Source organism: Thermomonas fusca (genome assembly GCF_005862345.1).
Classification (GTDB): domain Bacteria; phylum Pseudomonadota; class Gammaproteobacteria; order Xanthomonadales; family Xanthomonadaceae; genus Thermomonas; species Thermomonas fusca.
Map to the genome: position 1 here is coordinate 790,990 of NZ_SROY01000001.1, position 17,983 is coordinate 808,972.

Here is a 17,983-nt window from a genome sequence, read left to right on the forward strand (position 1 = left end):
GCCCGCCGTTCCGGGTGGGCAATCAGAACTTCGGCTTGTCTTCGCTGGCCTGGTAGCGCGCCATCGCCTCGACCAGGATCTGCTTGGCTTCAACGGCGCCGCCCCAGCCGTCCAGCTTCACCCACTTGCCGTCTTCGAGATCCTTGTAGTGCTCGAAGAAGTGGCCGATGCGCTGCAGCCAGTGCTTGCTGACCTTTTCGATGTCGTCGATGTGGCTGTAGCCGGCGAACACCTTGTCGATCGGCACCGCGAGGATCTTCTCGTCGCTGCCGGCCTCGTCGCTCATCTTCAGCACGCCGACCGGGCGGCAGCGGATCACCGAGCCCGGCACCAGCGGCAGCGGCAGGATCACCAGCACGTCGGCCGGGTCGCCGTCGCCGCAGACGGTGTAGGGCACGTAGCCGTAGTTGCACGGGTAGCGCATCGGGGTGGACAGGATGCGGTCGACGAAGATCGCGCCCGAGGCCTTGTCCACCTCGTACTTGACCGGCTCGGCGTCCTTGGGGATTTCGATGATGACGTTGATTTCTTCCGGCGGGTTCTTGCCGGTGGGGACGAGGTCCAGGCCCATGTTGGTTGCTCCGACGTGCGTGCCGCACCCGGATGGGCGCAGCGGTGGATAGAGGGGGGAGGCCGGGCATTTTACCCGTTGCGCGCGGTAGCGGTGCGCGGCGGACGGCGCGCCGGGATGGAGCCTGTATCCTTGCAGCGCCCTTCGCCGACGCTTTCGCGGCGTGGCTCGGGCGGATCCGCACCGCTTCAGGATGGTTCCGATGACGCAAAACCTCCGCATCGCGATGGCGCAGTTCGATTTCCCGGTCGGCGACGTCGCCGGGAACGCGGCGCGCATCGCCGAGATGATCACCTTCGCCCGCGACGAATACGCCGCCGATCTGGTGCTGTTCCCCGAGCTGGCGCTGTCCGGCTACCCGCCGGAAGACCTGCTGCTGCGGCCGGCGTTCCTGCGCGCCTGCGAAACCGCGATGATCGGCATCGCGGCGCAGGCGCGCGGCATCGTCGCCGTGGTCGGCTGGCCGCAGGCGGCCGGCAGCGTGGTCTACAACGCCGCCAGCGTGCTGCGCGACGGCGCCATCGAAACGACCTACCGCAAGCGCGAACTGCCGAACTACGCGGTGTTCGACGAGCGCCGCTATTTCGACGTCGACCCGGATCGCGAGGACTGCGTGTTCGAGGTCAACGGTGCCCGGATCGGGCTGGTGATCTGCGAGGACCTGTGGTTCCCCGAACCTGCTGCCTCCACCGTGGCCGCCGGCGCGCAGCTGGTGCTGGTGCCGAACGCCTCGCCCTATGAACACGACAAGCACGCCGAGCGCGACGCCCTGCTGGCGCAGCGCGCCAGCGAAACCGGCGCCGCCTTCGCCTATCTGAACGTGGTGGGCGGGCAGGACGCGCTGGTGTTCGACGGTGCTTCGGTGGTGGCCGACGGCGACGGCAACGTGCATCCGGCGGCGCTGGCGTTCGAGGAACAATGGCTGGTGGTGGACTTCGACCCGGAGTTGCGCCGCTTCGCCCCGCTGCAGTGGACGGTGGATGGCGACGAAAGCCGCGATGCGCTGGCCTGGCGCGCGGTGGTGCGCGGCACTCGCGACTACTGCCGCAAGAACGGTTTCGACAGGGTCTGGCTGGGGCTGTCCGGCGGTATCGATTCGGCGCTGGTGCTGGCGATCGCCGCCGATGCGCTGGGCGCGGAGAACGTCACCGCGGTCAGGATGCCGTCGCGCTACACCGCCGAGATGTCCAACGACCTGGCGCGCGAGCAGTGTGATGCGATGGGGGTGGCGATGGTCACCCTGCCGATCGAAAAGCCCTTCCAGGGCTATCTGGAGGCGCTGGGTCAGGTGTTTGCCGGCCAGCCGGTGGATGTCGCCGAGGAGAACCTGCAGTCGCGGGTGCGCGGCGCGCTGATGATGGCGCTGTCCAACAAATTCGGCGGGCTGCTGCTGACCACCGGCAACAAGAGTGAGTACGCGGTGGGCTACGCGACCATCTACGGCGATATGTGCGGCGGCTATGCACCGCTCAAGGACCTGTACAAGACGGAAGTGTTCGCGCTGGCGCGCTGGCGCAATACGGTGGGCGACCGGGTCGTCCCGCAGGCGGTGATCGACCGGCCGCCATCCGCCGAACTGCGCGAGAACCAGCTCGACCGGGATTCGCTGCCGCCCTATGACGTGCTGGACGCGATCCTGCAGCGGCATGTCGACCAGGAACAGTCGCGCGCGGAAATCGTGGCTGCCGGCTTCGATGCCGCTACCGTGGACAGGGTGCTGCGGCTGGTGCGGATCGGCGAATGGAAGCGCCACCAGGCGGCGCCGGGGCCGAAGGTCAGCCGGCGCGCATTCGGTCGCGAGCGTCGCTATCCGGTCAGCAGCGGCTGGCGCGAGTAAGCGAAAGGGGGTCAGGTTCACTTCCGCATGCGGAAGTGAACCTGACCCCCTTTCGCCGCAACCTGCGTTGCCGCTGGCTCAGCGAGATTCGCCGGTGAACGGGTTCAGGCGCTTGAGCATGCTCGGGTCCTTCGGCCAGTGGCCGGCCAGCCACGGGTGTTGCGGGTCGTTCTGCTCCAGCACGCGCCTGGCGTCCGCGGCCAACACGGCATTGCCCAGCCGCGTATAGGCTTCGCCCAGCAGCGCCACCGCGTCGTTCTGGTATTCGCTTTGCGGATAGGTTTCCAGCAGGTAGGTGGCGCGGTCGGCGGCCGAGACCCAAGCGCCGCGGCGCAGGTAGTACAGGCCGGTGTTCAGCTCGAAGCGCGCGAACTCATTGCGCAGGAACACCATGCGCTGGCGGGCGTCGGCGGTGTACTGGCTGTTGGGGTAGCGGGTGGCGACGATACTGAAGTCGTTGTAGGCCTGCAGCGGCGCGGCCAGGTCGCGGGTGCTGGTGTCGAGGTTGAACGCGCGCGCCATGAACACCGTGTTGCGCGCCATGTTGGACAGGCCGCGCAGGTAGTACAGGTAGGCGATGTTCTTGTGGGTCGGGTAGGTGCGGATGAAGCGATCGATGGTGGAGATCGCGTCTTCGTGCTTGCCGGCCTTGTAGTAGGCGTAGGCCTGCTCCATCAGCGCCTGTTCGGTGAACGGGCCGTAGGGATACTGCGCAATCAGCCGGCCGAAGACTTCGCTGGCGTTGGACCAGCGGCCCTTTTCCATGTTGTCGTGGGCGCGGTCGTAGAGCTCGCCCACCGGCAGCCCCTCGTTCTTGTTCTTGTCCTTGAACATCGTCTTGACGCTGGAGCAGCCGGTGACGGCAACCACGAGCGCGAGTACAAGGGCGGGGCGCAGCAGGACGGAACGCTGGGACATGGGCATCGAACGGGCGCCGGGGGCATGAAGGCTGGATAATACCAGCCCCCGGCGAAGATCAAGGCCGGGCGCTTTCCGCCGGTGCCGGCGGCTTACGGAACCTTCATGCATCAGACCGAACCCCGCATCGCCCTTGTTCCCGACCACTGCGCCGGCCGCCGGCTTGACGCGGTGCTGGCGGAACTGTTCCCCGAATACTCCCGCTCGCGGCTGTCGGCCTGGATCAAGTCCGGCGACGTGGTCGTGGACGGCGCGCCGGCGCGCCCGCGCGATCCGGTCCGCGGCGGCGAAACCATTGCCCTGACCGTGGTCGAGGAGGTGCAGACCCACGCGGTGGCCGAGGACATCCCGCTGACCGTGCTGTACGAAGACGAGCACGTCTTCGTGATCGACAAGCCGGCCGGGCTGGTGGTGCATCCGGGCGCGGGCAATCCCGCCGGCACCATGGTGAACGCGCTGCTGCATCGCGACCCCGATCTGGACAAGCTGCCGCGCGCCGGCATCGTCCATCGCCTGGACAAGGACACCAGCGGCGTGATGGTGGTGGCCCGCACCCTCGTGGCGCATACCTCGCTGGTGGCGCAGCTGTCGGCGCGCGAGGTGCACCGGCAGTACCTGGCGGTGGTGGTGGGCGCGCTGGTGTCGGGCGGCACTGTCAACGCGGCGATCGAGCGCCATCCGCGCGACCGCCTGCGCATGGCCGTGCGCGAGGATGGCAAGGACGCGGTGACCCACTACCGCCTGCGCGAACGCTTCCGCGCCCATACCGCGCTGGAGTGCCGGCTGGAAACCGGCCGTACCCACCAGATCCGCGTGCACATGGCGCATCTGAAGTACCCGATCCTCGGCGATCAGCTGTACGGCGGATCGTTGAAGCTGCCGAAGGGCGCTTCGGAGGAACTGATCGCGGTCCTGCGCGGCTTCAGGCGCCAGGCGCTGCATGCCGAGGTGCTGGAGTTCGCGCATCCGGTCAGCGGTGAGCCGGTGCGCTGCGAGGCGCCGCTGCCGGACGACATCCAGCAGCTCATGCGCGCGCTGCGCGAAGACGCAGCGGCGCACGCCGAGGCCGAGCGCGCGCGGCGATGACCGTATTCCTCCACGCCGACTGGCCAGCGCCGCCCGGCGTGCGCGCGCTGACCACGCTGCGGCATGGATTGGGCGCATCGAAGCCGCCGTTCGATACGTTCAACCTCGGCGCGCGCTGCGGCGATGACGCCGAGGCGGTGGCGGAGAACGGGCGCCAGCTGGAAGCTGCGTTGCTGCTGCCGTCATCGCCGCACTGGCTGAAGCAGGTGCATGGCGTTGAGGTGGTTCGCTTTGCAGCTCCTCCTCCTGCGCAGGCAGGGGGAGGCTGGGAGGGGGTTGGCTCGATTGAAGGGCAACCCCACCCCAACCCTCCCCTGCAAGCAGGGGAGGGGGAACAGCCCGAAGCCGATGCCGCGGTGACCGCCACGCCCGGCGTCGTGCTGGCCATCCTCACCGCCGACTGCCTGCCAGTGGTACTGGCCGCGCGGGATGGCAGCGAAGTCGCCGCCGCCCATGCCGGTTGGCGCGGCCTGTGCGCCGGCGTGCTGGAAGCCACGGTGGCGGCGATGCGCACGCCGCCCGACCAGCTGGTGGCGTGGCTGGGCCCTGCGGCGGGGCCGCAGGCGTATGAGATCGGCGCGGAGGTGTTCGAGGCCTTCACCGCCCGCGACGCGCGCGCGCGGATGGCATTCCTGCCTACCCGTCCCGGCCACTGGAAAGTGGACCTGTACATGCTGGCGCGACAGCGCCTGCTGGATGCCGGGGTGACCGACGTCCACGGCGGCGGCCTGTGCACCATCTCCGATCCGTCCCGTTTCTTCTCGCATCGTCGCGACGGCCGCAGCGGCCGCATCGCCACCCTGGCCTGGATCGCGCCTTGAGCGCGGTACCGGCAGCGACGCTGTTCCAGCAGGCACTGGGCGCGGCCTTCTACACCCTGCCCGAAGCCGTGCGCCGGCTGCACGCGGTGCGCGGTACGGCGCACTATGCCGGCATCGCCAGCATCGAGCGCGGCCGCAACCCGCTGGCGCGGCTGTGCGCGCGCATCGCCGGGTTGCCGAAAGCGATGCGCGAGGCGCCGACCACGGTCGAGTTCATCGCCGACGCGAAGCGCGAGATCTGGCGCCGCGACTTCGGCGGCACGCGCATGCACACGCGGCTGGCGTTCAAGCGCGGTCTGCTGCGCGAACGGCTTGGCCCGCTGCAGTTCCGTTACCACCTGCATCCGGGCAGCGACGCGCTGTGGTGGCAGGTGGCCGGGGTGCGCGTGTTCGGGCTGCTGCCGCTGCCGGCTGGCTGGTTCGATGGCGTGCGCTGCCGCGAACGCGAGCGCGACGGCCGCTACGAGTTCCTGGTCGAGGCGCGGCTGCCGCTGGTCGGACTGGTGGCGCGCTACGAGGGTTGGCTGGCGCCGGCCTGATCCGCGCCGGTGCCGTCCAGCAGCCACGCCAGCTTGCGCTCGCGCGGCAGTTGCTTGATCGCCCATTCCGCACGCAGCGCACTGCCGCGGTCGGGATAGGCGCGGCTGCCGAGCACGCAGTCGGGCGGGTGCGCGCGGGTGTACTTCGCGCCCTTGCCGGCCGCGTGCTGGCGGAACCGGCGTTCGACGTCGGTGGCGATGCCGGCGTACAGGCTGCCGTCGCGGCAGCGCAGCAGGTAGAGGTGCCAGCCCCCGGTCATGGCGGCGTACGTGCCAACCGTCCGATAAGCACCGCGCTGCGTAATGCCTGCCGCTGGATGCTTGCGAGGTCGACCGTCTCGCCCTCGGCGTGCGCGCGCGACCCGGCTGCGCCCATCCCGGCAAGCACGTCGGCGTCGGCGGCCACGAAGCTGGAGTCGGCGGCGCCGCGCTTGGCCGGGTCCCACTCATCCATCACCGGCAGGCCGAGATCGGTGTTGACCTGGTTGAGCAGGGCGAGCAGCGCGCGATTTCCGGCGGTGGGCGCCATCGGCGGATAGGCGTCCGCGAACACCAGCGTCGCGCCCGTCTTCGGCAAGTGCTGCGCCACGATCCCCTGCATCCGCGCCCGTGCGTTTGCTTCCTGCTCCGGCGTCAGCGCCCGCAGGTCGCCCACCGCGACCGCGCGTTCCGCCACGATATTGGTCTTGCCGGCAGCGCTGCCGCGGGCGCCGTCCGGATCGAGCGCCGCCGGGGTGCCGCCGACCATGAGGCCGACATTGAGGGTGAGGTTGGGCTCGGGGAGCTCGCGCCGGAATCCGTCGAGGATGCGCGCCAGTTCGTAGTTCGCCCCGTAGCCGAGCGCGTCGCCGAACACGCCGCTGGAATGGCCGGTCAGGCCGGTGGCGGTGAGCTCCCAGTCGGCCACGCCGCGCCGCGCGATGGTCGCGTGGTCGCGTCCGCCATCGACGATCAGGCCCTCGTATTCCAGCGCCACGTCGGCCCATTTGCCGGCCGCGACGAGATCGGCGCGTGCCGCCTCCAGCGGCGTGCCGGCAGACTCCTCGTCGCCGGTCAGCACCACCTTGATGTCGGCGTCGCGCAGCGTGCCGGCGGCATGCATGGCGCGCAGCGCGGCGACGATGATCACCACGCCGCCCTTGTCGTCGCCGATGCCGGGCCCGGTGGCGGTATCGCCGTTGCGGGCGAAGCGCTGGAACGGCGAGTCCGGCTCGAACACGGTGTCCAGGTGGCCGATCAGCAGGATGCGCTTGCCGCGCCCGTTGCCCGTATGGGTGGCGACGAGGTGGCCCGCGCGCCCGGTCGCGCGCATGTCGATCCATTCCACGTCGAAGCCCAGCGGCTCCAGCTCGGCGCGGACCATGTCACCCACCGCCTTCACGCCGGGCAGGTTGAGCGTGCCCGAATTCTGGTTGACCAGCCGCTCAAGCAGCGCGATCGCATGCGGCTGGTCGGCCTCGATCGAGGCCTGCAGGCGTTGCTCGGCGGCCACAGGTGTTGCTCCGGCACAGGGGCCGACGGACAGCGCGAGCAGCAGGCCGCAGGCCAGGACGCGGGAGCGGAGCATGGGCAGATTCCGGGTGGAAAGCGGCGACCATAACCCAGTCTCAACGAGTGATGCGATTTGACTTGAATCACGGCGCGGCAACCGCATGTGGAGGACATTGGGCCGCGCCGGCCCCGACTCACAGGATCCCGTCATGCGAATGGACAAGCTCACGTCGCGTTTCCAGCAGGCGATCAGCGACGCCCAGTCGCTGGCCGTCGGCCGCGACCACACCATCATCGAACCCGTCCACCTGCTGCTGGCGCTGCTGGACCAGCAGGGCGGCGGCACCCGGCCGCTGCTGGCGCAGGCCGGGGTCAACGTGCCGGTGCTGCGCGAGCGCCTGGCCGAGGCGCTGGACAGGCTGCCCAAGGTGACCGGCCAGGCCGGCAACGTGCAGGCCGGCAACGACCTGGTCCGCCTGCTCAATGTCACCGACAAGCTGGCCCAGCAGCGCGGCGATGCCTACATCGCCAGTGAGCTGTTCCTGCTGGCGGCGCTGGAGGAGTCCGGCGAAGCCGGCAAGGCGTTGAAGGCCGCCGGCGCCAACAAGGCGAAGCTGGAAGCGGCCATCGACAAGCTGCGGGGGGGCGAGAAAGTGACCGACGAGAATGCGGAAGACGCGCGCCAGGCGCTGGAGAAGTACACCATCGACATGACCGCCCGCGCGGAGAGCGGCAAGCTCGATCCGGTGGTGGGGCGCGACGAGGAGATCCGCCGCACCATCCAGGTGCTGCAGCGGCGCACCAAGAACAACCCGGTGCTGATCGGCGAACCCGGCGTGGGCAAGACCGCGATCGTCGAAGGCCTGGCCCAGCGCATCATCAACAACGAAGTGCCGGAAGGCTTGCGCGGCAAGCGCCTGCTGTCGCTGGACATGGGTGCGCTGATCGCCGGCGCCAAGTTCCGCGGCGAGTTCGAGGAGCGGCTGAAGGCGGTGCTGAACGACCTGTCGAAGAACGAAGGCCAGATCATCCTGTTCATCGATGAACTGCACACCATGGTCGGCGCCGGCAAGGCCGAAGGGTCGATGGACGCCGGCAACATGCTCAAGCCCGCGCTGGCGCGCGGCGAGCTGCACTGCATCGGCGCCACCACGCTGGACGAATACCGCAAGTACGTGGAGAAGGATGCCGCGCTGGAGCGCCGCTTCCAGAAGGTGTTCGTCGGCGAGCCGTCGGTGGAAGACACGATCGCCATCCTGCGCGGGCTGAAGGAGCGCTACGCCGTGCACCACGGCGTGGAGATCACCGACCCGGCCATCGTCGCCGCCGCCACGCTGTCCAACCGCTACATCGCCGACCGCCAGCTGCCGGACAAGGCCATCGACCTGATGGACGAGGCCGCCTCGCGCATCCGCATGGAGATCGACTCCAAGCCGGAGGAGATGGACCGCAAGGAGCGCCGGCTGATCCAGCTGAAGATCCAGCGCGAGGCGCTGAAGAAGGAGAAGGACGCGGAGTCGAAGCAGCGGCTGGCTGATCTCGAAAAGGAGATCGACGTGCTGGAGCGCGAGTACAGCGACCTCGAGGAGGTATGGAAGGCCGAGAAGGCGACCCTGCAGGGCGCGACCAGGATCAAGGAGCAGATCGAGGCCGCGCGGCTGGAGCTGGAAGCGGCGCAGCGCAAGCAGGATTTCGCCGCGATGAGCGAGATCCAGTACGGCCGCATTCCCGAATTGGAGAAGCAGCTGGCCGCCGCGCAGGAGGCCGAGACCAAGGGCTTCACCCTCCTGCAGGACAAGGTGACGGCGGAAGAGATCGCGCAGGTGGTGGCGCGCTGGACTGGCATCCCGGTCAGCAAGATGCTGGAAGGCGAGCGCGAGAAGCTGCTGAAGATGGAAGAGGCGCTGCACGCGCGCGTGGTGGGGCAGGAAGAGGCGATCAAGGTGGTGTCCGATGCGGTGCGCCGCTCGCGCGCCGGCTTGTCCGATCCCAACCGGCCCAGCGGCTCGTTCCTGTTCCTCGGCCCCACCGGCGTCGGCAAGACCGAGCTGTGCAAAGCGCTGGCGGAGTTCCTGTTCGACAGCGCGGACGCGATGGTGCGCATCGACATGAGCGAGTTCATGGAGAAGCACGCGGTCAGCCGCCTGATCGGCGCGCCCCCGGGCTATGTCGGCTATGAAGAAGGCGGCTATCTCACCGAAGCCGTGCGTCGCCGGCCGTACAGCGTGATCCTGCTGGACGAGGTGGAGAAGGCGCATCCGGACGTGTTCAACATCCTGCTGCAGGTGCTGGACGATGGCCGCCTGACCGATGGCCAGGGCCGCACCGTGGATTTCCGCAACACGGTGATCGTGATGACCTCCAACCTCGGCTCCCACCAGATCCAGGAGCTGGCCGGGGATGATTCACCCGAAGCCTATGTGCAGATGAAGGCCTCGGTGATGGGCGTGGTGCAGGCGCACTTCCGCCCGGAGTTCATCAACCGGCTGGACGACATCGTGGTGTTCCACCCACTGGACAAGGCGCAGATCAAGCAGATCGCGCGCATCCAGCTGCGCGGGCTGGAAAAGCGGTTGGGCGAGCGCGGCATCCGCATCGAACTGAGCGATGCGGCCTTTGATCTGCTCGGCAATGTCGGTTTCGATCCGGTGTACGGCGCCCGCCCGCTCAAGCGCGCCATCCAGCAGCAGCTGGAGAACCCGCTGGCGCAGGACATCCTGGCCGGCAGGTTCGGCAATGGCGATACGGTCAAGGTGGATGCCGACGGTGGCAGGCTGGTGTTCGTGAAGTAACCGCCAAGTACGCCCCGCGAGGGTGGCTGTTGCCACCCGGCGGGGATGTGTCAAGCCCGCAGGGCGCGATAGGGCGGCGTGGCCATCACCATTTCGGTCAGCGAATAGGCCAGCTCACGCTCGGCCAGTACCGCCGCGTCGGCGCCGTGGCCGAGCAGGTGCTTCACCTGCGCTTCGCTGTGGGCGCGTGCGAGCACGCTGAGGGCTGGATTGATCGCCTTCAGGCGCTCGATCGCCTCGCCGGCCTCCAGTGCCTGTGGCATCGCGAAGATCGCCAGGTTGGCGCGCTCCGGCGCCGCTTCCTGCATCACCCGCCGGTTGGCGACGTTGCCACGGACGGTGGGGAACCCACCGGCGCGCGCCTGCACCACCCGGTCGGCATCGTCCTCGATCACCACCACCGGTACGCCGCGTTCCTTCAGCAGCTGCGCCAGCTGGCTGCCGACGCGGCCGTAGCCGACCACGATGGCGTGGCCGCCGATGTCCAGCGGCACCACGTCCGGCTCCGGCGGCGCATTGGCGAGGACGCGCGCGTCTTCGCGCAGCTGCCAGCGGTCCAGCACCATGAACAGGATCGGGTTGAGCATGATGGTGATCAGCGCGCCCGCCAGCACCAGGTCGTGGCCGTCCTTGGGCAGGATCTTCAGCGACAGGCCAAGGCCGGCGATGATGAAGGCGAATTCGCCGATCTGCGCCAGGCTGGTGGAGATGGTCAGCGCGGTGGCGTTGGGGTGGCCGAACGCGCGCACGATGGCGTAGGCGGCAATGGACTTGCCGAACACGATGATCAGGGTGGTCGCCAGTACCTGCAGCGGATGCTCGATCAAGATGCGCGGGTCGAACAACATGCCCACCGAGACGAAGAACAGCACCGCGAAGGCGTCGCGCATCGGCAGCGAGTCCTGCGCCGCCTGGTGGCTGAACTCGGACTCGTTGAGCAGCATGCCGGCGAAGAACGCGCCCAGCGCGAAGCTCACCCCGAACAGTTCGGCCGAACCGAACGCCACGCCCATCGCGATCGACAGCACAGCCAGCGTGAACAGCTCGCGCGAGCCGGTGCCGGCGATCCGCTCCAGCACCCACGGGATCGCGCGGCGGCCGACGATCAGCATGAACGCGACGAACGCTGCGACCTTGCCGAAGGTGATCGCCAGCGCTTTGATGATGTCGCCGGCGCCGACTTCTTCGCCACCGCCCAGTGCGCCGGCCAGCGCCGGGATCAGCACCAGCGCGATCACGCAGGCCAGGTCTTCCACGATCAGCCAGCCCACCGCGATCTTGCCGCGGCGGGTATCCAGCAGGCGCCGTTCCTCCATCGCCCGCAGCAGCACCACGGTGCTGGCGGTGGCCAGCGAGAAGCCGAAGATCAGTCCCTCGATGTGGCGCCAGCCCATCAGCTCGGCCAGGCCCCAGCCCAGCAACGTGGCGACCGCGATCTGCCCGACCGCACCGGGAATGGCGATGTTCTTCACCGACATCAGGTCGCGCAGCGAGAAATGCAGGCCCACCCCGAACATCAGCAGGATCACGCCGATCTCCGCCAGCTGCGGCGCCAGCTCCGGATCGCCCACGAAACCGGGCGTGAACGGCCCGGCCAACACCCCCGCCAGCAGGTAGCCCACCAGCGGCGATAGCCGCAGGCGGTTGGCCAGTGCGCCCAGCGCGAAGGCGAGCACGAAGCCGAACACGAGGATGGCGATGAGCGAGGTGTGATGCGGCATGGGGGCTCCGACAGGGCGATGCCCCGATGATCGCACGCGTCAGGGACGGGCCGGAAACCGAAACGCCCCGGAAATCCGGGGCGCTCGGGTGGAAATGAACGCGGGGTTCAGCTCACCATTTGTAGGAAACGCGGCCGTACACGTAGCGGCCGTTGAAGCCGAACGGCGAATACAGGCTGTAGGGGAACATGCCGAAGGTGGAGTTGGCGTAGACGTTCTCTTCCGGGTATTCGTCCAGCGCGTTGTCCGCGCCCAGCGTCGCCACCCAGTGCTGGTTCGGGCGGAAATTCACCGACAGATCCAGCGTCCATTTGCCGCCGTAGGTCTGGTCCTGCGCCGGGTTGCTGGCGTGGCGGGCGGTCACCTCGCCGTAGCGGGTCGCGCCGGCGTTGAAGTCCCAGCGCTGCAGGTTCCAGCCTGCGGTCAGCGCGAACTTGTCGCGCGGCGAGCCTTCCTCGATGCGCCCGCGCTCGTCGCGCCCCATGCGCTCCAGGTTGGCGCCCAGCGCCGACAGCGCCGCCGGGTTGGGGGCGATGCGGGTCACCTCGGTCTTGTTGTAGTTGTAGCTGGCGGTCAGGTTGAGGTTGCTGGCGTCCAGCGGCACGTTCCAGCTGCCGACCACGTCGACGCCGCGGGTGCGGGTGTCGATGGCGTTGTTGAAGTAACGTGCACTGGTGACGTTGGTGATGCCGAGCCCGGCCAGCAGCGCCTGCGCCGCGGCGTTGTTGGCGATGTTGAGGTTGGACGAGAGCACGATGCGGTCGTCGATTTCGATCCGGTAGGCGTCGATGGTCAGGTAGAGGCGCTCGACCGGCTGCAGCACCAGGCCCAGGCTGTAGGACAGCGAGGTTTCCGCCTGCAGCGGTTCCGCCCCCAGCGCCTGCGCCGCCGCGCCCGCGGCGGGGAAGGTGCCGGTCTCGTAGGCGACGCCGCTGGTGATGTTGGTTGTGACCGCCTGGTAGTGCTGCTGCGCCAGCGACGGCGCGCGGAAGCCGGTGGCGACGGTGCCGCGCAGCGCGGCCTTCTCGGTGAACGCGTAGCGCGCCGACAGCTTGCCGGAGAACTGGTCACCGAAGTCGGAATAGTCCTCGTAACGCCCGGCCAGGCCGGCCGAGAACTTTTCGGTGAAGTCGCCTTCAAGCCCCGCGTACAGCGCGTAGTTGTGGCGCTCGTAGTTGCCGGCGTTGCGCGGGGTGAACCCGCCGAAGCCCTGTGCGCCGGAGCCGAAGTAGGAACTCGCCTCGCCCGCGCTCTGTTCCCAGGTTTCCTCGCGATGCTCGGCGCCGAGCGAAAGCGTGGCCGGGTATTCCAGGCCGATGTTCACCGCCTTGGAAAAGTCCGCGTTCACCACCTGCTGGGTGTACTGGAGCGCGCCGTCGTAGAAGCTGCGCGGGCTGGCGGTGCCCAGCGCGTAGTTGATGGTGTTCTGGGTGCGGAAGTCCAGCCGGCTGTCGCCGAGGTTGTAGCTGAAGTCCCAGTTCCAGCCGCCCGCGCTGACGCCCTTCAGGCCCACCACCACGCTGCGGTCGCGCGCGTCCTGGTTGATCTCGGGCACGTAGCCGTCCGGGTACACCTGTGCCAGCAGCGCGCCCTGGCCACTGTGGTTCTTCGAGCGGTAGAACGCGAACGAGGTGATGTCGCGTTTGCTCGACATCGCGCTGACATACAGGTTGTTCTCGCCGATGTTCAGATTGGCGTTGAGCGAGAGCGCGGCGTGATCGACGTCGGGGTCGCCCAGCTTGAACGCGGTCTGGCCCACGCCGGGGAAGTTGCCGGTGTTCGGCGCGCTGCCCTGGTAGGGACCGGCGCGGTTGGTCATGTCCTGGTGGCCGGTCTGCGCCGCCACGTGGATGGTGCCGGCGCCGCCGCCCAGGTCCAGGCCGGCATCGCCCGAGAGCTGCCACTGCTTGCCGTCGCCTTCGGAATACTGGCCGCCGCCGAGGGCGATGCTGCCGCCTTCGCCGGAGCCCTTGAGCACGATGTTGACCACGCCGCCGATGGCGTCCGAACCGTATTGCGCGGAGGCGCCGTCGCGCAGCACTTCCACGCGCTCGATGGCGGCGACCGGGATGGTGTTCAGGTCCACCGCGGAGGAGCCGCGGCCGATGGTGCCGTTGACGTTCACCAGCGCCGAGATGTGGCGGCGCTTGCCGTTCACCAGGATCAGCACCTGGTCCGGCGAGAGCCCGCGCAGCTGCGCCGGGCGCACGCCGCTGGTGCCGTCGGCCATGCCGGGGCGCGGGAAGTTGAGCGAGGGCAGGGCACGCGCGAGCGCGGTGGCCAACTCGGTGGTGCCGGTGGCCTCCAGCGTTTCCGGGGTGAGGATGTCGATCGGCGACTGCGATTCGGCCACGGTGCGGTCGGCCACGCGGGTGCCGGTGACGATCAGGGTGTCGAGGGTGCGGGCGTCCTTGTCGGCCTGCTGCTGCGCCAGCGCCGGAGTGGCGGCCAGCAGCGAGGACAGGGCCAAGGCGAGGGGGGTGATGCGGGGCATGATCATCTCCGTTCTGGGATTTCCAGCACTGTTTAACACCCGTTTAACTGCACTGCAAACGCATCTCCTGCATGCCCATATGCGCTAACGTATGTTGTTTGCCGACGCGGATTGCCCGCTGGCTTTCCCGTAAACTCGCCGCCCCATGATTTCCTTCCGCAATTTCGCCCTCCGGCGCGGCGAACGCCTGCTCCTGTCCAACGTCGACCTGACCCTGCATGCGGGCTGGCGCGTGGGCGTGGTCGGCCGCAACGGCGCCGGCAAAACCAGCCTGTTCGCCGCGCTGATGCGCGAGGTCGAGCCCGACAAGGGCGATCTTGACCTGCCCGGCAAGGCCCGCGTGGCCTCGGTGGCGCAGGAAACTCCGCACCTGCCGAACCCGGCCATCGACTTCGTGCTGTCCGGCGACGAGGCGGTGCATGCCGCCATCCAGATGGAAGCCAACGCCTTCGCCGCCGAGGACTGGGAGGCGGTGGCCGAGGCCCATCATCGGCTGGAAGAAGTGAGCGGCTACGACGGCAGCGCCCGCGCCGGCAAGCTGCTGCATGGCCTCGGCTTCCCGGCCGAGGTGCATGAGAAGGCGGTATCGGATTTCTCCGGCGGCTGGCGGGTGCGCCTGAACGTGGCGCGCGCGCTGATGACGCCGTCCGATCTGCTGCTGCTCGACGAACCCACCAACCACCTCGACCTCGACGCCGTGGTCTGGCTGGAGGAATGGCTGAAGCGCTACGACGGCACCCTGCTGGTCATCAGCCACGACCGCGAGTTCCTCGACAACGTCACCACCCACATCCTGCACCTGCACGACGGCACCGCGAAGCTGTACGTCGGCAACTACACCGATTTCGAGCGCCAGCGCGCCGAGCACCTGCGCCAGCAGCAGATCGCGCACGAGAAGGAGCAGGCCGAGCGCGCCCACCTGCAGAGCTTCATCGACCGCTTCAAGGCGAAGGCGAGCAAGGCGAAGCAGGCGCAATCAAGGGTCAAGCGGCTGGCCAAGCTGGCCGGCACCGAGGCGGTGCGCGCCGAGCGCGCGCTGCACATCACCCTGCCCGAACCGCTGAAGCTGCCCAATTCGCTGCTGTCGCTGCACGACGTGGACTGCGGTTACGGTGCGGATGCGCGGATCCTGGCCAACGCCAATTTCGGCCTCGAAGCCGGCGACCGCATCGGCCTGCTCGGCCCCAACGGCGCCGGCAAGTCCACCCTGGTGAAGACCTTGGTGGGCGAGCTGGCGCCTATGTCCGGCGAGCGCAAGGCGCACCCGGACCTGCGCATCGGTTATTTCGCCCAGCACACGGTGGAATCGCTGGCATTCGGGACCAGCCCGCTGGACCACCTGCGCAAGCTGGATGCGGACGCGCCCAACCAGGTGCTGCGCGACTTCCTGGGCCGCTGGAATTTCCCCGGCGACCGCGCCTTCGAAGTGATCGACACCTTCAGTGGCGGCGAGAAGGCGCGGCTGGCGCTGGCGCTTATCGCCTACCGCCGCCCCAACGTGCTGCTGCTCGACGAACCCACCAACCACCTCGACCTCGACATGCGCGAGGCGCTGGCCGAGGCGCTGTCGGATTTCGATGGCGCCATCGTGATGGTCAGCCACGACCGTCACCTGATCGGCCTGGTCTGCGACAGCTACTGGCGCGTGGCGGGCGGCAAGGTGGAGCCGTTCGACGGCGATCTGGACGAATACGCCGCCTGGCTGCGCTCGCGCCCCGGCAGCGACAACCCGAAAACCCCCGCACCCAAGGCAGAACCGGCGCTGCCGGCGCCGCCGCCCGAGCCGAAGAAGCCGGCGGTGAAGGTCAACCCGCACAAGCTGCAGAAGGCCGAGGAGCGGGTGGCGCGGCTGGAAGGAAAGCTGGCCGAATTCGATGCGCAGATGGCCGATCCCGCGGTCTACGCCGATGCCGGCAAGGTGGCCGACATCGGCCGCCAGCAGATGCAGCTGCGGCAGGAGCTTGAAGCCGCCGAGGCGGAGCTGCTGGCGCTGTACGAAGGCTGACGTGCGGCGCATCCTCGAACGCGCGGTTAGGCTGAACGCATGAGCCGCGAACTTGTCTACCTGCTGTTGATCTTCGCCCTGCTGGTGATCCCGCGCGCGCTGCAACGCTTCCGGCTGCCGGCGCCGATTACCTGCCTGGTGTTCGGCATCGGCGCCATGCTGGCGCTCGGCAACGGCGTGCATGACCCGGTGGTGACCCTGCTGTCGACCCTGGGCATCTCTTCGCTGTTCCTGTTCGCCGGACTCGAAGTGGACATGCGCGCGCTGCGCCGGGGGCTTGGGCCGCTGCTGGTGCACCTGGCGATCCGCATCGGCAATCTCTGCCTGTTGGCCTGGCTGGGCTGGCGCTATCTGGATCTCGGTTGGCAGGCCGCTGCGCTGGTGGCGTTGGCCCTGCTCACGCCCTCCACCGGCTTCATCCTCGACACCCTGGAGCGGCTGGGGCTGGATGAAGAGGAGCGCTTCTGGGTGACCAGCAAGGCGATTGCCGGCGAGCTGCTGGCGCTGGCGGCGCTGTTCGTGGTCCTGCAGGCGGGCGATCCGGTGCAGCTGGGGCTGTCCGCGCTGGCGATGGCGGCGCTGATGGTGGGGCTGCCGCTGCTGTACGTTGCGTTCGGGCGCTGGATCGCGCCGCACGCGCCGGGATCGGAATTCTCGCTGCTGGTGATGGCCGGCTTCGTCGCCGCCTTCATCACCTACAAGCTGGGCGTGTACTACCTGGTCGGTGCGTTCATTGCCGGTCTGATCGCGCGCTTGCTGCGCGTGCGCATCCCGCGCATGGCCTCGGACGAGAACATCAACGCACTGCGCCTGTTCGCGTCGTTCTTCGTGCCGTTCTATTTCTTCCATGCCGGCAGCCAGATCGCCCGCGATGCCCTGAGCCTGGAAGCGCTTGGCCTCGGCCTGCTGCTGACCGCGCTGGTGGTGCCGCTGCGGGTGGCGATGGTGTGGCTGCAGCGGCGCGTCCTGTTCCGCGGTGAACACCGGCAGAGCACCTTCCGGGTGTCGATCGCGCTGACGCCCACCCTGGTCTTCACCCTGGTGCTGGCCGAAATCCTGCACAGCCGCTTCGGCCTGTCCGCAACCCTGACCGGTGCGCTGGTGCTCTACACCGTGCTCAACACGCTGCTGCCGTCGCTGCTGCTGCGGGTGCCGTTCGATGTCGACCCGATGCAGGAGAACACCCCCACCGCCCCCGCCGATGCGCCCGCCGCGGTTGATAATGCCGTCGCTGCCCCCACTCCCGGCCAGTAACCTGGCCCATACGACTTCATCGCCATGCCGATCTACGCCTTCGCCTGCGCCGCCTGCGGGCACCATTTCGACAAGCTGCAGAAGCTGTCCGATGCCGATCCCACCGCCTGCCCGTCCTGCGGCGCGGAAGGGCAGGTGCACCGCCAGCTGACCGCCCCGCAGTTCCGCCTGGCCGGCGGCGGCTGGTACGAAACCGACTTCAAGAAAGACGGCGACAAGAAGCGCAACCTGGCCGGCGATGCCGCCAAGCCGGCGGAGAGCAAGCCCGAGGCGAAGCCGGAAACGGCCAAGCCCGCGGCGGAAAGCAAGCCTTAGTCGCTCTCGCTTGGGAAGTTACGTCATTCCCGCAAAGGCGGGAACGAAGGGCAAGCCGCCTGATTCCCTCCAGCGGGACAGGGGCGGCCGCGCAACCAAGCGGATATCGGGCCGCGACTTGCGCGGCCGCCCCTGTCCC

The 17,983-nt window shown here is 68.7% G+C and carries 14 protein-coding genes; 8 read left to right on the forward strand and 6 right to left on the reverse strand.

All coding sequences use genetic code 11. The features are described 5' to 3' along the window. Positions 1-22: 22 nt before the first annotated feature. Complete coding sequence (gene ppa / locus E5S66_RS03675; RefSeq protein ID WP_028838720.1) at positions 23-571, reverse strand: inorganic diphosphatase; 549 nt, start codon at positions 569-571, stop codon at positions 23-25. Between the two features lie 202 nt (positions 572-773). On the opposite strand from ppa, the gene E5S66_RS03680 reads away from it, so the two are divergent. After that, positions 774-2,408, forward strand: a complete 1,635-nt coding sequence (locus E5S66_RS03680; protein ID WP_138347575.1) for an NAD+ synthase — start codon at positions 774-776, stop codon at positions 2,406-2,408. A 78-nt stretch (positions 2,409-2,486) separates the two neighbouring features. Here E5S66_RS03680 and E5S66_RS03685 read toward each other — a convergent pair whose 3' ends face one another. Continuing rightward, positions 2,487-3,326 carry an outer membrane protein assembly factor BamD gene (locus tag E5S66_RS03685; protein ID WP_138347577.1) on the reverse strand — a complete coding sequence of 280 codons (840 nt, stop codon included), beginning with the start codon at positions 3,324-3,326 and terminating at the stop codon, positions 2,487-2,489. Between the two features lie 105 nt (positions 3,327-3,431). On the opposite strand from E5S66_RS03685, the gene rluD reads away from it, so the two are divergent. The 3 genes from rluD to E5S66_RS03700 are packed head-to-tail and all read left to right on the forward strand — an operon-like array spanning position 3,432 to position 5,772. After that, positions 3,432-4,412 carry a 23S rRNA pseudouridine(1911/1915/1917) synthase RluD gene (rluD, locus tag E5S66_RS03690; protein WP_138347579.1) on the forward strand — a complete coding sequence of 327 codons (981 nt, stop codon included), beginning with the start codon at positions 3,432-3,434 and terminating at the stop codon, positions 4,410-4,412. Beyond that, a complete protein-coding gene (gene pgeF, locus E5S66_RS03695) occupies positions 4,409-5,233 on the forward strand; it encodes a peptidoglycan editing factor PgeF (protein WP_138347581.1) in 825 nt (274 codons plus the stop codon). The genes rluD and pgeF overlap by 4 nt, the downstream gene beginning before the upstream one ends. Further along, positions 5,230-5,772: a DUF4166 domain-containing protein gene (locus tag E5S66_RS03700; protein ID WP_246037117.1), complete on the forward strand. Its 543-nt coding sequence runs from the start codon at positions 5,230-5,232 to the stop codon at positions 5,770-5,772. The genes pgeF and E5S66_RS03700 overlap by 4 nt, the downstream gene beginning before the upstream one ends. Here E5S66_RS03700 and E5S66_RS03705 read toward each other — a convergent pair. After that, on the reverse strand, positions 5,745-6,032 hold the full coding sequence (locus E5S66_RS03705; protein WP_138347583.1) for a GIY-YIG nuclease family protein: 288 nt from the start codon (positions 6,030-6,032) through the stop codon (positions 5,745-5,747). The two genes, E5S66_RS03700 and E5S66_RS03705, sit on opposite strands and share 28 nt — an antisense overlap. Continuing rightward, on the reverse strand, positions 6,029-7,339 hold the full coding sequence (locus tag E5S66_RS03710; protein WP_138347585.1) for a M20/M25/M40 family metallo-hydrolase: 1,311 nt from the start codon (positions 7,337-7,339) through the stop codon (positions 6,029-6,031). The genes E5S66_RS03705 and E5S66_RS03710 overlap by 4 nt, the downstream gene beginning before the upstream one ends. A gap of 133 nt (positions 7,340-7,472) precedes the next feature. Between E5S66_RS03710 and clpB the strand changes: the two genes are divergently transcribed. Beyond that, complete coding sequence (clpB, locus tag E5S66_RS03715) at positions 7,473-10,055, forward strand: ATP-dependent chaperone ClpB (RefSeq protein WP_138347587.1); 2,583 nt, start codon at positions 7,473-7,475, stop codon at positions 10,053-10,055. Between the two features lie 50 nt (positions 10,056-10,105). On the opposite strand, the gene ybaL is transcribed toward clpB, so the two are convergent. Both ybaL and E5S66_RS03725 read right to left on the reverse strand, forming a co-directional pair. Further along, a complete protein-coding gene (gene ybaL / locus E5S66_RS03720; RefSeq protein WP_028838728.1) occupies positions 10,106-11,776 on the reverse strand; it encodes a YbaL family putative K(+) efflux transporter in 1,671 nt (556 codons plus the stop codon). Between the two features lie 112 nt (positions 11,777-11,888). Next, a complete protein-coding gene (locus E5S66_RS03725) occupies positions 11,889-14,276 on the reverse strand; it encodes a TonB-dependent receptor plug domain-containing protein (protein ID WP_425472153.1) in 2,388 nt (795 codons plus the stop codon). 139 nt (positions 14,277-14,415) lie between these two features. Here E5S66_RS03725 and E5S66_RS03730 point away from each other — a divergent pair, with 139 nt between their 5' ends. The 3 genes from E5S66_RS03730 to E5S66_RS03740 are packed head-to-tail and all read left to right on the forward strand — an operon-like array spanning position 14,416 to position 17,844. Next, on the forward strand, positions 14,416-16,275 hold the full coding sequence (locus E5S66_RS03730) for an ABC-F family ATP-binding cassette domain-containing protein (RefSeq protein ID WP_138347591.1): 1,860 nt from the start codon (positions 14,416-14,418) through the stop codon (positions 16,273-16,275). 39 nt (positions 16,276-16,314) lie between these two features. Beyond that, positions 16,315-17,529 carry a cation:proton antiporter gene (locus tag E5S66_RS03735; protein ID WP_138347593.1) on the forward strand — a complete coding sequence of 405 codons (1,215 nt, stop codon included), beginning with the start codon at positions 16,315-16,317 and terminating at the stop codon, positions 17,527-17,529. A gap of 24 nt (positions 17,530-17,553) precedes the next feature. Then, positions 17,554-17,844, forward strand: a complete 291-nt coding sequence (locus E5S66_RS03740; RefSeq protein ID WP_138347595.1) for an FmdB family zinc ribbon protein — start codon at positions 17,554-17,556, stop codon at positions 17,842-17,844. Positions 17,845-17,983: the final 139 nt, after the last annotated feature.

Bases quoted from the DNA above. Each gene is read 5' to 3' on its own strand.
- ppa (WP_028838720.1), bottom strand. From the start codon at position 571: ATGGGCCTGGACCTCGTCCCCACCGGCAAGAACCCGCCGGAAGAAATC.
- E5S66_RS03680 (WP_138347575.1), top strand. From the start codon at position 774: ATGACGCAAAACCTCCGCATCGCGATGGCGCAGTTCGATTTCCCGGTC.
- E5S66_RS03685 (WP_138347577.1), bottom strand. From the start codon at position 3,326: ATGTCCCAGCGTTCCGTCCTGCTGCGCCCCGCCCTTGTACTCGCGCTC.
- rluD (WP_138347579.1), top strand. From the start codon at position 3,432: ATGCATCAGACCGAACCCCGCATCGCCCTTGTTCCCGACCACTGCGCC.
- pgeF (WP_138347581.1), top strand. From the start codon at position 4,409: ATGACCGTATTCCTCCACGCCGACTGGCCAGCGCCGCCCGGCGTGCGC.
- E5S66_RS03705 (WP_138347583.1), bottom strand. From the start codon at position 6,032: ATGACCGGGGGCTGGCACCTCTACCTGCTGCGCTGCCGCGACGGCAGC.
- E5S66_RS03710 (WP_138347585.1), bottom strand. From the start codon at position 7,339: ATGCTCCGCTCCCGCGTCCTGGCCTGCGGCCTGCTGCTCGCGCTGTCC.
- clpB (WP_138347587.1), top strand. From the start codon at position 7,473: ATGCGAATGGACAAGCTCACGTCGCGTTTCCAGCAGGCGATCAGCGAC.
- ybaL (WP_028838728.1), bottom strand. From the start codon at position 11,776: ATGCCGCATCACACCTCGCTCATCGCCATCCTCGTGTTCGGCTTCGTG.
- E5S66_RS03725 (WP_425472153.1), bottom strand. From the start codon at position 14,276: ATGATCATGCCCCGCATCACCCCCCTCGCCTTGGCCCTGTCCTCGCTG.
- E5S66_RS03730 (WP_138347591.1), top strand. From the start codon at position 14,416: ATGATTTCCTTCCGCAATTTCGCCCTCCGGCGCGGCGAACGCCTGCTC.
- E5S66_RS03735 (WP_138347593.1), top strand. From the start codon at position 16,315: ATGAGCCGCGAACTTGTCTACCTGCTGTTGATCTTCGCCCTGCTGGTG.
- E5S66_RS03740 (WP_138347595.1), top strand. From the start codon at position 17,554: ATGCCGATCTACGCCTTCGCCTGCGCCGCCTGCGGGCACCATTTCGAC.